This is a genomic window from Mesorhizobium sp. KACC 23794, from assembly GCF_052180275.1.
Taxonomy (GTDB): Bacteria; Pseudomonadota; Alphaproteobacteria; order Rhizobiales; family Rhizobiaceae; genus Kumtagia.
Genome location: NZ_CP197465.1, coordinates 641395 through 655120, shown reverse-complemented (window position 1 = coordinate 655120; position 13726 = coordinate 641395). Strand labels below are relative to the sequence as shown.

The following is a 13726-nucleotide window of genomic DNA, read 5'->3' as shown; positions in this document are numbered from 1 at the left end:
CCATGGCCAGCCTCGGAAAGATCACCCGCCGCGCCTTCCTCTTCGGTGCTGCTGCCGTCGCCGGCGGTGCGGCCTTCGGCTACTGGTATGTCGCGACTCCTTACCCCAACCCGCTCGAAGGCAACCTCGGCGAGGGCGAGGCCACCTTCAATCCCTATGTCAAGATCGCCAGCGACAACACGATCACCGTGATCGCGCCGCGCGCCGAGATGGGCCAGGGCATCTCGACGACGCTCGCCGCCATGGTTGCCGAAGAACTCGACGTGCCGCTGGAAGCGCTGAAGGTCGAGCACGGCCCGGCCTCCTGGGCCTATTACAATTCGGCGATGATCGAGGAAGGCGGGCCGTTCGCCTTCTACGACGAGAGCGTCACCGCCGAGATCATGCGGTCGGTCATGGGCGGCGTCAGCAAGATTTTCGGCCTGCAGGGCACCGGCGGCTCGGCCTCGACCCGCGACGGTTTTGTCAAAATGCGTCAGGCAGGCGCTGCCGCGCGGATCATGCTGGTTGCGGCTGCCGCGACACGATTGCAAGTCCCATCCAGCGAATTGAAAACCGCCGCCGGCAACATCGTGCATGCGCCTTCGGGACGCTCGCTGAGCTATGGCGAGGTTGCACTCGACGCCGCGAAACTGGCGCCGCCCATCGACCCGCCGCTCAAGCAAAAATCCGCCTGGACGGTGCTCGGCAAGCCGCAGAAGCGCATCGAAATGCTGGCGAAGGTCACCGGCGCGCCGATCTTCGGCATGGATATGATGCTGCCGGACATGTTGTTCGGCACCGTGAAACTCAGCCCGCGCTTCTGGGCGAAACCGGCCAGGGCCGATCTGTCCAATGCCGAGAAGATGCCGGGCGTCGTTAAGATCGTGCCGCTGGAAACGCACTATGGCCACGGCTTCGGCATCATCGCGGAAAACACCTGGGCGGCGTTCAAGGCAGCGGATGCCATCGAGGCGGAGTGGGCCGCGCCGGAATATCCGCCTGACAGCGTCTCGATCGCCAAGGTGCTCACCGATGCCCTGTCTTCGCCCGACGGTTCCGCCATGCGCGACGATGGCGATGTGGACATCGCCTTTGCCGACGCGCCGGCGGAAAGCCTGGTCGAGGCCGAATACTGGGTGCCTTATCTCGCCCATGCCCCGATGGAGCCGATGAACGCCACGGCGCGGCTGAAGGACGGCGTGCTCGACCTGTGGGCCGGCAACCAGGCGCCGACGATCACGCGTCGGCTGTGCGCCACGGCGCTGCATCTCGACGAAGCCAAGGTCAACATCCACACACCGTCGCTCGGCGGCGGCTTCGGCCGTCGTGTCGAGGCCGATTTCTCGCTGTGCGCGGCGCTGATGGCAAAGGAGACCGGCGGGCGTCCGGTCAAGGTCGTGTGGACCCGCGAGCAGGATATGCGCCAGGACGCCTACCGTCCCGCCGCCGCCGGAAAATTCCAGGCGCGGCTGGGTGGCGACGGCCTGCCCGTCGCGCTCGACATGAAAATCTCCGCGCCGTCGATCATCGCCAGCACCCTGCGGCGGCTGTTTCCTTCGATGTCGCCGCTCGGCCCGGACAAGACCATCGTCGACGGCGCCTACAACCAGCCCTACACCATCCCCAACTACCGGGTCACAGGCGTCGCCGCGCCGGTCACCATCCCGGTCGGGTCGTGGCGCTCTGTCGGCAATTCCTTCAACGGCTTTTTCCACGAAGGCTTTCTGGACGAGATCGCCGTCGCCGGGAAAACCGATCCGGTCGAACTGCGCAAAAAACTGATGGCCGACTATCCCGCAGCCCTGAAGGTGGTCGAGAAGGTCGCCGCCATGGCAAGTTGGGGCGAAGAACTGCCCGCCGGAAAGGCGAAGGGCATTGCCTTCACTCTGTCCTTCGGCAGCTGGGTCGGCGAGGTCGTGCAGGTCGCAGACACCCCGTCGGGCATCCGCATCGAAAAAGTCTGGATCGCGGCGGATGTCGGCACCGCGCTCGATCCCGGCATCATCGAGGCACAACTCATTTCCGGCGCGATCTACGGCCTGTCGGCGGCGATGGGCCAGGAGATCACTTTCGCCGAAGGCATGGTCGAGCAGTCGAATTTTCACGATTTCGACGCAATGCGCATCAATCAGTGCCCGCAGTTCGAGGTCGCCATCCTGGAGAACTTCCACAAGATGGGTGGCGTCGGCGAGATCGGCACGCCGCCGGCAGCGCCCGCGCTGGCCAATGCGATCTTTGCGCTCACGGGAAAACGCATCCGCTCGCTGCCGCTCGGCAAGGAAATATCCTTCGTATGAGCTATGCGACAATATTGCTGACGGCTGCTGCCATCATGCAGCGAGACCGCAACGGCGGCGGATTGCACGTTGATTTGCGGGCAAGGTTGAATTCCGCGCCGCCGTTTTGATCGATTGATAAAAAATTCTTACTTTTGGGTGAGAACGAGATGTTGTACGTGTCCGGCGCTTTCCCGGTGGTCCGCCGACCGGGTGTACAAGTGCTGCCGTGCGTACCCATATGCGGTGCTGCGAATGCGTAGCTGGATCGGCAAACGGAAGCGATCATGTCGAAATTCAGATTCCATAAGGTGGCTGCGGTCGTCGTGCTGGTCGCATTTGCCGGCTGGATGGGAACCGGCAAATTCTCGTCGGTCGGCAGCGCCGCGCAGGAAGCCGACGCCGCGGCTGCGAAAGCCGAGGCCGAGAAGCCTCCGGTCGTGCTGCGCACGGTCGCCGTCATCACGCCGCCCCGCACGGAACATGCGCGGGCGATCCGCATCTCCGGCCGGACCGAAGCCGACAAGCGTGTCACGCTGGCCACCCGTGTCATGGGTGTCATCGAGCGGCTGCCGGTGAAGCAGGGCGAGCGCGTCAATCGCGGAGACCTCGTGCTGCGTCTCGATGCGGCGGACAAGGAGGCGGCCATCCGTATGGCCGAAAGCGTGGTCGTTCAGCGTCAGGCCGAGTACGATGCCGCCGAGAAGCTGGTGAAGGGCGGAAACGCGCCCAAGCTGCAGGCGGATCAGACGCGCGCCGCGCTTGCCACGGCCCAGTCGCAACTCGAAGGCGCCAAGGCCGAACTTGCCCAATACGAGATATACGCCCCGTTCAACGGCCTGATCGATCGCGTCCCTGTCCAGCGCGGCAGCACCATCCTTGCAGGCGCCGAGGTGGCGACGCTGATCAACCTCGACCCGCTGCTTGCCATTGGTGAGGTCAGCGAGCGCGACCTGCCATACCTCAAGCTCGGCGACGAAGCGGATATCCAGTTGGTCGACGGCGCCAGGGTCAAGGGCTCATTGCGCTATATCAGCCGTGATGCCTCCGCGACGACGCGCACCTTCCGCATCGAGGTAGCGATCCCCAACGAGGACAAGCAGTTGCCGGCCGGCATGACCGCGGAGATCACGTTGCGCGGACAGCCGACGGACGCGATCCTGCTGCCGCGCTCGGTGGTGACGCTGAGCGACGCCGGTGACATCGGCATCCGCGCGGTCGACAAGGAGGACAAGGTCGTGTTTTTCCCAATCGACATCGTCGACGACACCCCGACGGGCCTGGTGCTCGCCGGCATACCCGCCGACGCGCGCGTTATCGTCGCCGGACAGGATCTCGTCGCGGAAGGCGCGCATGTGAAGGCCGTGCCGGCCGACGAGGCAATGCTCAAGAAGCTGGTCGGCGACGCCGCCGGCATCAACTAGCGTCGACACGGCGAGGGACGACACGGTATGGATATCGTCAAGCTTGCCATACGCAATGCGCGCCTGACCCTGTCGGTGCTCCTCTTCCTTATCGTTGCCGGGGCGTTCGCCTACAACTCGGTGCCGAAAGAGGCCGAACCGGACGTCGCCATCCCGATCATGTATGTCAGCCTCATCTATCAGGGCATCTCGCCCGAGGATGCCGAGCGGCTGCTGCTGCGGCCGGTGGAGTCGCAGCTCAAGAGCCTCAAGGGGCTCAAGGAGATGAAGTCGAACGCCTTCCAGGGCGGCGCCAACGTCATCGTCGAGTTCGATCCGTCGGTCGACCTGGGCGACGCGCTGATCGATACCCGCAACAAGGTGCAGGACGCCAAGCGCGACCTGCCGGCGGGCGTCGAGGAGCCGACCGTCAACGAGGTCAACCTCTCCGAATTCCCGGTGGTCTTCGTGACGCTCTCCGGCGATATCCCGGAGCGCGTGCTGACCGCGGCGGCAAAGACGCTGCGCGACCGCATCGAGGAGGTGCCGGGCGTTCTGGAAGGTGAAATCCAGGGCTCGCGCGACGAACTGGTCGAGGCCATCATCGATCCGATGCGGCTGGCTTCCTACGGGCTGCAGCTCGACCAGATGATCCAGGGCATCGGCGCCTCCAACAGCCTCGTCGCCGCCGGTGCAATCGAAGGCTCGGAAGGCAAGTATGCGGTCAAGGTGCCGGCGTTGATCGAAACGCCGGAGGATGTCGCCAACCTTCCGGTCGTGGCCGGCCAGGACGCCGTCGTGCGCGTCCGCGACCTCGCCACCGTGCGCTCCACCTTCAAGGATGCCGAGACCATCGCCCGCATCGACGGCAAGAGCGCTATCACCATCGCCGTCAAGAAGCGCATCGGCGCCAATGTGGTCCAGACGATCGAAGGCGCCAAGAAGGTCGCCGAAGAGTTCCGGGACCAGAACAAGCAGACTTTGCCCGACCTGACGGTGACCTATACCCAGGACAAGTCGACCTTCGTCAACCAGTTGCTCAACGATTTGCAGAACCACGTGCTGATCGCGGTCATCCTGGTCTTCATCGTCATTCTCTACGCGCTGTCCGGCCGCGCCTCGCTGCTCATCGGCCTCGCCATCCCGTCGTCGTTCCTGATGGGCATCCTGCTCTTGGCGCTGATGGGCTACACGATCAACATGATCGTGCTGTTCAGCCTGATCCTGGCGGTCGGCATGCTGGTCGACGACGCCATCATCGTCACAGAATACGCCGAGCGGCGGATGGGCGAAGGCATGCCGAAGGCGCAGGCCTTCGAGGAAGCGGCCAAGCGCATGGCCGGTCCTGTCATCGCGGCGACGCTGACGCGCATCGCTGCCTTCTCGCCGCTGCTGTTCTGGCCCGGCATCGTCGGCGATTTCATGAAATATTTGCCAATCACGCTGATCGTCACGCTGGCGGCGTCGATGGCTTACGCGCTGATCTTCGCGCCGGCGATCGGCGCGCTCATTGGCAAGGCGCCGCTGCATGGCGAGCACGATAACCGCGACGGCGCCTACATGGCGGTGGTCAAGACCGCCGTGCATTGGCCGATCACCGCGCTGCTGCTGACCGTCCTGCTGCTCGGCGGCGGCATGTACGCCTATGTCAAATACGGCAATGGGGTGGAGTTCTTCCCGACCGTCGAACCCGACTACGGCCTGCTCTACGTGCATGCGCGTGGCAACCTCTCGCTCGAGGAGATGGATGCGGCGACCCGCATCGCCGAGGACCGCATGCTGGGGTGGCCGGGCATCAAGTCCGTGCTGACCAAGGTCGGCAAGACGCGTGGCGGGGAAGACATCCCCGAGGACGTCGTCGGCGTCATCAACTACGAGTTCATCGACTGGCGCGAGCGCAAGTCGGCGCATCAGATCCTTGACGATCTGCGCGTCGCCATGGCCGGCATTCCCGGCGTCGACGTCGAGGTGCGCGTCCCCGACGCGGGACCGCCGACCGGCAAGGCGATCCAGGTCCAGCTTTCAGCCACCGATCCGACGGGGCTCAACGATTACGCCAAGCAGGTCGCCGGCGCCGTCGCAAAAGTGCCGGGCGTCATCGACCTGTCTGACGGCCTGCCGCCACCCGGCGTCGACTGGGCGCTACAGATCGATCGATCGAAGGCCGCGCAATACGGCATTTCGCCAGTAGCGGTCGGCACGGTCGTGCAGCTCGTCACCACAGGCCTGAAGCTGACCGACTACCGGCCGCCGGGCGCCGACGACGCCGTGGACATCCGGCTGCGGCTCCCCGAAAATCGTCGCACGCTATCGGCTCTCGACGATCTCCGTATCGAGACCGCGCAGGGTTCGGTGCCGATCTCGAACTTCGTCACCCGCAAGCCGGAACCCACGGTTGGCGTCCTCAACCGTATCGACGGCAAGCGCACAATCACCATTCAGGCCAACGTCGCCTCGGGTTTCCAGGTGGCGGAGGTACAGGCAGCGGTCAGCAAGGTCGTCGGCGACATGGCCAAGACCGGCGTCGACTGGAAGCTGGCCGGCTCCAACGAGGACAGCGCCGAGGCGGGCGCCTTCCTGGTCAGCGCCTTCGGCGCTGCGATGTTCCTGATCTTCATCGTGCTGCTCGCGCAGTTCAACAAGTTCACCAGTGTCATCCTTGTCCTGACCTGCGTCGTCATGGCGATCGTCGGCGCCTTGCTTGGCATGCTGCTCACCGGGCAGACCTTCGTCATCGTCATGTCCGGCATCGGCTTCATCGCGCTGGCCGGCGTGGTGGTGAACAACAACATCGTGCTGATCGACACCTACGACCGGCTGCGCGAGGAAGGCTGGGAGAAGGAGGACGCGGTGCTGCAGACCTGCCGCGAGCGCGCCCGACCCGTGGTGCTGACGGCTGTGTCGGCGATCCTCGGCGTGCTGCCGATCGCCTTCGGCCTCGGGCTGGAGATCTTCCACCAGGAGACGACGATCAACGCGCCGTCGACCCAATGGTGGATCGCGCTGTCCTCGGCGATCGTCTTCGGCCTGTCCTTCGCCACGGTGCTGACGCTGATCGTCACCCCGTCCATGCTGATGGTTTTCACGCGCAGCAAGAACAGCAAGGTCTACGGCTTCTTCCGTCGCGTCTTCCGGCGCAACAAGGCCGCTCAAGCCCTCCCTGAGCCGAAGCCGGCCGCGGCTCCAGTACCCTTCCCCAAGGCCGCCGAGTAGCGGCCTTCCACTTCCGGCCCAGTGCCCAGATGCCCTGAGCAACCTGACGACTGACCGGCATCTCGCCGGAGCTTGTACGAGCCGAACCCGCAAGGCATTGGTCCAGCAAGCTCCCGGCGACTGCACCGGTTCTCGCTGGCGCGCGAAGACGCTATGAAATCACCGGAAAATCTGGTTTAGCCGCGGTTGCGAAGGAGGAACCCGCCGGTGACCGACCGCATATCGCCCCTGGCTCCCATGGGGCATCCCGTGTTCCGGGCAATTTGGTTCGCCAGCCTCGCATCCAATCTCGGCGGCCTGATCCAGTCGGTCGGCGCCGCATGGCTGATGACATCCATCTCCGCTTCCGACGACATGGTGGCCCTGGTCCAGGCGTCGACCACGCTGCCGGTCATGATCTTTTCGCTGGCTGCCGGCGCGATCGCCGACAATTTCGATCGCCGCCGGGTGATGCTCACCGCCCAACTGCTGATGCTGGCGGTATCCATCCTGCTGGCGGTCTGCGGTTACCTGAACGTGCTGAACCCCTGGCTGCTGCTGGTCTTCACCTTCTTGATCGGCTGCGGCACGGCGCTCAACAACCCGTCCTGGCAGGCCTCCGTCGGCGATATGGTGCCGCGCCCCCTGCTCTCCGCGGCGGTGGTGCTGAACAGCGTCAATTTCAACCTGACCCGCAGCGTCGGACCGGCAATTGGCGGCATCATCGTCGCTACCGCGGGCGCGGCTGCCGCCTTCGCTGTTAATGTGCTCAGCTATCTCCCGCTGATCTTCGTCATCGCGCGCTGGAAGCGCGACACCATTCCAAGCTCGCTCCCGCCGGAAACGCTCGGCCCGGCCATGACGGCGGGCCTCCGCTACGTCGCCATGTCGCCGCATATCGAAAAAGTGATGCTGCGCGGCTTCGTCTTCGGCTTCAGCGCCATCGTGGTGCTGGCGATGCTGCCGCTGGTGGCGCGTGACCTGCCGCGCGGCGGCCCCCTGCTCTACGGCCTGCTGCTCGGCTGCTACGGCATCGGCGCGATCGGCGGCGCCTTCCTTGGCGGCCGGATGCGCGAGAACTGGTCGAACGAGGCGATCGCGCGCGCCGCCTTCATCGCCTTTGCCGGCAGCGCGACGATCATCGCGCTCGCCCCGAATGCCTGGATCGCCGGGCTGGGCGTCGCCATCGGCGGTGCAAGCTGGGTGTTCGCCCTGTCGATGTTCAACGTCACGGTTCAATTGTCGACGCCGCGCTGGGTGCTCGGCCGGGCGCTGGCGCTGTACCAGACAGCGACTTTCGGCGGCATGGCGATGGGCAGCTGGGTGTGGGGTCTGGTGGCGGAGGAGCATGGCACGGACGTCGCGCTACTGTCGGCCGCCGGGGTCATGCTCTTGGGGGCAGCCATCGGCCTGAAACTGGCGTTGCCGGAAAAGACCTCCGACAATCTCGATCCCCTCAACCGCTTCCGGACGCCCAGCGTCGCGCTCGACCTGCGCGGCCGCAGCGGCCCCGTGGCGATCCTCATTGAATACGTCATCAAGGAACAGGACACGCGCGCCTTCCTGAAGGCCATGCAGGACCGCGAACGCATCCGCCGCCGCGACGGCGCGCGGCAATGGGAACTGCTCCGCGACACTGAAAAACCCGAACAGTGGATCGAGTCCTATCACGTCCCGACCTGGCATGATTATCTGCGCCACAACCAGCGCCGCACCCAGGCCGACGCCGTCGTGGACGACTGCGTTCGCGCCCTCCACAGCGGCGCCGAGCCGCCAAAGGTGCACCGCATGGTCATGCGCCCCACCGACTGGACCGAGCCCGGCCTGCAGGTGAAGCCGCCGGTGGATATATGATCGAGCGGAGCCTCGCGTTGCATGCTTTCCGCTTTCGCGCGGCAAGCGCGCCATTGACAAGTATTGCCGCATCCTCCACCTCATGGGCTGAATTCACCGACCGATGAGGCCAGCCGGCCATGACCGGATACCAACCCTTCCCCTTGCCGCGGAGGCGTTCAGTTGGCGTGAATGTGGGCGGCGTCATGGTGGGTGGCGACGCGCCAGTGGTCGTCCAGTCGATGACCAACACCGACACGGCCGATGTCGACGGCACAGTCGCGCAGGTCGCAGCACTTGCGAAGGCCGGCTCCGAGATCGTGCGCATCACCGTCGACCGCGACGAGAGTGCGGCGGCCGTTCCCGGCATCCGCGAGCGACTCGACCGGTTGGGCATCAATGTGCCACTGGTGGGCGACTTCCATTATATCGGCCACAAGCTGCTGGCCGATCACCCGGCCTGCGCCGAGGCGCTGGCGAAATACCGGATCAACCCGGGCAATGTCGGCTTCAAGGAAAAGAAGGACCGGCAGTTCGGGGCGATCGTCGAGACGGCGATCCGCTACGGCAAGCCGGTGCGCATCGGCGTCAACTGGGGATCGCTCGACCAGGACTTGCTGACGGCCCTGATGGACGAGAACCAGAAGAACGGTGCGCCATTGACCGCCGACGAGGTGACCCGCGAGGCGATCGTTCGCTCCGCGCTGCTCTCCGCGGAGGCGGCGGAAGAAATCGGCCTGCCGCGCGACAAGATTATCTTGTCGGCCAAGGTCAGCCGCGTTCAAGACCTCATCGCCGTCTACACCCAACTCGCCAGCCGATCCGACCATGCGCTGCATCTCGGCCTGACCGAGGCCGGCATGGGCTCGAAGGGCATCGTCGCTTCGTCCGCCGCCATGGGCATTCTGCTGCAGCAGGGCATCGGCGACACCATCCGTATCTCGCTGACGCCGGAGCCGAACGGCGACCGCACCCGCGAGGTGCAGGTCGCGCAGGAACTGTTGCAGACGATGGGGTTCCGGCAGTTCGTGCCGGTGGTCGCCGCCTGCCCCGGCTGCGGCCGGACCACCTCGACTGTGTTCCAGGAACTCGCCCAGAACATCCAGGCGGACCTGCGCAAGAACATGCCGGTCTGGCGTGAAAAGTACCCCGGCGTCGAGGAACTGAAGGTCGCCGTCATGGGCTGCATCGTCAACGGCCCCGGCGAATCGAAGCATGCCGACATCGGCATCTCATTGCCCGGCACCGGCGAGACGCCCACCGCCCCGGTGTTCATCGACGGGCGCAAGGCCGCGACGCTGCGCGGCCCCGACATTGCCGGCGAATTCGAGAAGATGGTCGCCGACTATATCGACGCCCGCTTCGGCCAGTCCGGCAGGCAGGCGGCGGAGTAGGGCGTGTTCAGGCGGGCGGTCCATATCGGGCTGTCGCTTCTGAGGCTTTTCCATGCCAGGTTCTGGTGCTTTTCGCCGTTTGCCCTGGTGTTTGGGCTTTGCCTCGGCGATGGGACGGCCCTCGCCGACCCGCCGAAATCGCGCATCATGACGACGGCGCGCATCTGCGACCTGATCGACATCCATGCCCGCGCCAACGGCCTGCCGCGCGATTTCTTCGCTCGGCTGATCTGGAAGGAAAGCCGTTTCGATCCAGACGCCGTCAGTCCAGCCGGAGCGGAAGGCATAGCACAGTTCATGCCGGGCACGGCGAAGATGCGGAAGCTCAAGAATTCCTTCGACGTCACCCAGGCGCTGCCGGCCTCCGCCCGCTATCTTGCTGAAATGCGCGCCGGCTTCGGCAATCTCGGCCTCACCGCGGCGGCCTACAATGCCGGCGAAACGCGGGTGACGCGCTGGCTTTCGTCGGGCGGCTTCCTCCCGCTGGAAACCGACGAATATGTGCTCGACATCATGGGCGAACCTGCCGACAATTTTTCCGAGCGCACCTATCTCGGCACGATCCGCCCACTCGACCCAAAGCGGCCGTTCCACGAAGCCTGCCGCGAGATGCGCACCATCTATGCGCAGACCATCGCCATGGCGACCATCGCGACAAAGCCCTGGGGCGTGCAAGTCGCCGGCAACTTCCGCCGTGCCGCCGCGATAAAGCAATGGCAGCGCATCGCCGGCCGCTTCAGCAAGATCCTGAAGAATCCCGATCCCGTCGTCAGCCGGGTGCGCACGCCGCGCGGCCGCCGCGGCATCTATGCCGTGCGCATCGGCGCCGACGACCGGGCGACGGCCAACAAGATCTGCGCCACTTTGCGCTCGGCGGGCGGCTCCTGCATCGTGATGCGGAACCGATAAAATCTGGACGCGGAATTTCTACTTCTTACCGGCGCCCGCAAGGGCGTGCCCGGCTACCGGTCCCGCTCGGCGATGAAAGTCGCGACCGATTTCAGGGTGGCGCCGCTCTCGCCATAGGGCCTGAGCAGGTCATGCGCCTGTTCGACCAACCCCCCCAGTTGCCGCCGCGCCCAGCCAGCGCCATGCAGCGCCACCAGCGTCGCCTTGCCGGCGGCGGCGTCCTTGCCCGTCGCCTTGCCCATTGTCTTGGGTGTGGCGGTTACGTCGAGCAGATCGTCGGCCAACTGGAAAGCGAGGCCGATTGCCGAGCCGAATTCCGCCAGCCTCTCGCGGTCCGCCGGACCAGCGTCGGCGACAATCGCGCCCGCCTCGCAAGCGAAGCGGATCAAAGCACCCGTCTTCATCGCCTGCAGCGTGATGATGCCGGCCTCGTCAGGCATGGCCTTCTCGGCAGCAAGGTCGAGCGCCTGCCCTCCCGCCATGCCGCCGACCCCAGCCGCCCGGGCCAACCCGCGCACCAGTTCGAGCCGGCGCCGCGCCGACCCCGCAACCTCGCGCGGTCCGGACGAAGCATCATCGGTCAGGATATCGAAGGCCAGCGTCAGCAGGCTGTCGCCCGCCAGGATGGCGCTTGCCTCGTCGAAGGCGCGATGCACGGTGGGCTGGCCTCGGCGCAGATCGTCGTCGTCCATGGCGGGCAGATCGTCATGGATCAGCGAATAACAATGCACGCATTCCAGCGCCGCCGCGACCGTCAGAGCATCCTGGCCGTCATGGCCGAACAGCGCCGCGCTCTCCAGCACCAGGAACGGCCTGAGCCGCTTTCCGCCATTGAGCACGCCGTGGCGCATGGCGGCGAGCAGCGTCGGCGGCCGCGTGATCTCGCCGTCGCGCGGCTTGTCGTCGAGCAACTTGCGCAGCAGGTCTTCGACCTGGCGCGCGCGCCGGCCGAGACGCTCTTCAAAGTCGGACGGGCTCAGGATCGTCATGCCGCCCCGTTTAGGCGATACGCAGCCATGGTCAAGCCGGTGCTTATACGGTGGCAGCCGTTGCGCTTGCGTCCAGTCACCATTATTCCGGTTGGGGTAGAACGCGAAGGCGGATGGCTTGGGCGAGACCGTGCAATCGGAGACCGGGGAGGTGGCAGCGAAGAGCGGCCGAACCAGCCGGCGCGGCATGCGTTTCTGGCTGCGACGGCTGTTCAAGATCGCCATCGTGCTGGCGCTGATCCCTGTGGTGCTGACGATCCTCTATCTGCCGCCCTTCGTCCGGCCCATCTCGACGCTGATGCTCGCCGACCTCGTGACGCTCAAGGGCTACGACCGGCAATGGGTTTCGATCGACGACGTCTCACCGGTTCTCATCCACTCCGTCATCATGTCGGAGGACGGCCAGTTCTGTAACCACTACGGCGTCGATCTGGGAGAACTCAAGAAAGTCATTCTCGACCCGAGAGGCCCGTCGCGCGGGGCGTCGACCATCACCATGCAGTCGGTGAAGAACCTCTATCTGTGGCCCCGCCCGTTCGGAACCGTTCGAAAGGTCCTTGAACTCCCCTACGCCACCTATGTCGATCTGGTGATGTCGAAACGCCGGATCATGGAGATCTATCTCAACATCGCCGAATGGGGGCCGGGCATATATGGCATCGAGGCCGGCGCGCAGCATCATTTCGGCGTTTCGGCGAAGAACCTCAGCCGCAAGCAGGCCGCGCTGCTGGCGGTGACCCTGCCCAATCCGATCCTGCGCAATCCTGCGAAGCCGTCGCGCGAGATGCGTTTCCTGGCCAACCGTGTGCAGCGCCTCGCCTCCCGGTCGGGCGATTATGTCCAGTGCATCGACTGACGGCTGGGCGCGCGGCTAAAAAATATTGACCAATGCGCTGGCCAAAGGCGGCTCGCGCGTGTATAGGCGCGCTGGATTTCTCATACCGGCCCGGAACGCGCGGCTCCCTTTGCCAGAGCAGCCGGGTCCATTGACCGAAGGAATACGTCCATGGCAGTGCCAAAAAGAAAGACTTCGCCGTCGAAGCGCGGCATGCGCCGCTCCGCCGATGCGCTCAAGGCCCCGACCTATGTCGAGGACAAGAACTCCGGCGAAATGCGCCGTCCCCACCATATCGACCTGAAGACCGGCATGTATCGCGGCCGTCAGGTTCTGGAACCCAAGGAAAGCTGAGCATTCGGCTTTTCGGACTGGTTTGAAGGGACCGGCCTTGCGCCGGTCTTTTTGCGTCCGGGATTCCTCGCCGGGGTGATCGGGCTTGACGTAGCCGGGGGCTGGCTGGAATAGGTCGGGCTCCAATCGCCGAGGTGTGCAAAAAATGCTGGGCATGGTTCCGCTGCTGATCATCCCGTTCTTGCTCTACAATCTCGGTCTCGCCGGCCTGTTCGGCGGAACGGCGGCAGACCCCTTCGCGGCGGAAATCTTTTCGGTGACCATGATGTCGGGCGGCGTCTGGACGATGTCGATCGGCGATCTCCTCATCACCATCGCGCTGGTGCTGCTGTTCGTCGAGATGATGAAGTCGACGCGCTCCTCCAACGCCTCGATCGTCGACCATTTGCTTTCGACCTTCGTCTTCGTCGCCTTCCTCGTCGAATTCCTGCTGGTGCGCGGCGCGGCGCATCCGGTCTTCTTCACGCTGATGGTAATCACGCTGATCGACGTGCTCGCCGGCTTCTCGGTGACCATCCGCACGGCCGGCCGCGACCTGAACGTCGACTGAGCGGCCGGA

The 13726-nt window shown here is 65.1% G+C and carries 10 protein-coding genes; 9 read left to right on the top strand and 1 reads right to left on the bottom strand.

Annotated features, from left to right (window positions below):
• Positions 1-2: 2 nt before the first annotated feature.
• From ACSBOB_RS03405 to ACSBOB_RS03380, 6 genes are all read left to right on the top strand, one after another.
• Positions 3-2279, top strand: a complete 2277-nt coding sequence (locus ACSBOB_RS03405; RefSeq protein ID WP_442581063.1) for a molybdopterin cofactor-binding domain-containing protein — start codon at positions 3-5, stop codon at positions 2277-2279.
• 266 nt (positions 2280-2545) lie between these two features.
• Positions 2546-3682 carry an efflux RND transporter periplasmic adaptor subunit gene (locus tag ACSBOB_RS03400; protein WP_442581062.1) on the top strand — a complete coding sequence of 379 codons (1137 nt, stop codon included), beginning with the start codon at positions 2546-2548 and terminating at the stop codon, positions 3680-3682.
• 27 nt (positions 3683-3709) lie between these two features.
• Positions 3710-6874: an efflux RND transporter permease subunit gene (locus ACSBOB_RS03395; protein ID WP_442581061.1), complete on the top strand. Its 3165-nt coding sequence runs from the start codon at positions 3710-3712 to the stop codon at positions 6872-6874.
• Between the two features lie 207 nt (positions 6875-7081).
• Complete coding sequence (locus ACSBOB_RS03390) at positions 7082-8707, top strand: MFS transporter (protein ID WP_442581060.1); 1626 nt, start codon at positions 7082-7084, stop codon at positions 8705-8707.
• 119 nt (positions 8708-8826) lie between these two features.
• Positions 8827-10080 (top strand): flavodoxin-dependent (E)-4-hydroxy-3-methylbut-2-enyl-diphosphate synthase, encoded by a 1254-nt coding sequence (gene ispG, locus ACSBOB_RS03385; RefSeq protein WP_442581059.1) that lies wholly within the window; start codon positions 8827-8829, stop codon positions 10078-10080.
• Between the two features lie 84 nt (positions 10081-10164).
• On the top strand, positions 10165-10989 hold the full coding sequence (locus ACSBOB_RS03380; protein WP_442583624.1) for a lytic transglycosylase domain-containing protein: 825 nt from the start codon (positions 10165-10167) through the stop codon (positions 10987-10989).
• 53 nt (positions 10990-11042) lie between these two features.
• Here the strand turns inward: ACSBOB_RS03380 and ACSBOB_RS03375 are convergent, their stop codons facing one another.
• A complete protein-coding gene (locus ACSBOB_RS03375) occupies positions 11043-11978 on the bottom strand; it encodes a polyprenyl synthetase family protein (protein WP_442581058.1) in 936 nt (311 codons plus the stop codon).
• Between the two features lie 187 nt (positions 11979-12165).
• Here ACSBOB_RS03375 and ACSBOB_RS03370 point away from each other — a divergent pair, with 187 nt between their 5' ends.
• The 3 genes from ACSBOB_RS03370 to ACSBOB_RS03360 all read left to right on the top strand — a co-directional run bounded on the left by ACSBOB_RS03370 (position 12166) and on the right by ACSBOB_RS03360 (position 13717).
• A complete protein-coding gene (locus ACSBOB_RS03370) occupies positions 12166-12834 on the top strand; it encodes a biosynthetic peptidoglycan transglycosylase (RefSeq protein ID WP_442583623.1) in 669 nt (222 codons plus the stop codon).
• Between the two features lie 150 nt (positions 12835-12984).
• Entirely contained in the window at positions 12985-13167 is a 183-nt protein-coding gene (rpmF, locus tag ACSBOB_RS03365) for a 50S ribosomal protein L32 (RefSeq protein WP_006203806.1), read from the top strand.
• A gap of 145 nt (positions 13168-13312) precedes the next feature.
• Positions 13313-13717, top strand: coding sequence for a hypothetical protein (locus tag ACSBOB_RS03360; protein WP_442581057.1), 405 nt, complete (start codon positions 13313-13315; stop codon positions 13715-13717).
• The last annotated feature ends 9 nt before the right edge of the window (positions 13718-13726 follow it).

What these genes read in the sequence shown, in the direction of transcription:
- ACSBOB_RS03405 (WP_442581063.1), top strand. Translation starts at nt 3, where the DNA reads ATGGCCAGCCTCGGAAAGATCACCCGCCGCGCCTTCCTCTTCGGTGCT.
- ACSBOB_RS03400 (WP_442581062.1), top strand. Translation starts at nt 2,546, where the DNA reads ATGTCGAAATTCAGATTCCATAAGGTGGCTGCGGTCGTCGTGCTGGTC.
- ACSBOB_RS03395 (WP_442581061.1), top strand. Translation starts at nt 3,710, where the DNA reads ATGGATATCGTCAAGCTTGCCATACGCAATGCGCGCCTGACCCTGTCG.
- ispG (WP_442581059.1), top strand. Translation starts at nt 8,827, where the DNA reads ATGACCGGATACCAACCCTTCCCCTTGCCGCGGAGGCGTTCAGTTGGC.
- ACSBOB_RS03375 (WP_442581058.1), bottom strand. Translation starts at nt 11,978, where the DNA reads ATGACGATCCTGAGCCCGTCCGACTTTGAAGAGCGTCTCGGCCGGCGC.
- ACSBOB_RS03370 (WP_442583623.1), top strand. Translation starts at nt 12,166, where the DNA reads ATGCGTTTCTGGCTGCGACGGCTGTTCAAGATCGCCATCGTGCTGGCG.
- rpmF (WP_006203806.1), top strand. Translation starts at nt 12,985, where the DNA reads ATGGCAGTGCCAAAAAGAAAGACTTCGCCGTCGAAGCGCGGCATGCGC.
- ACSBOB_RS03360 (WP_442581057.1), top strand. Translation starts at nt 13,313, where the DNA reads ATGCTGGGCATGGTTCCGCTGCTGATCATCCCGTTCTTGCTCTACAAT.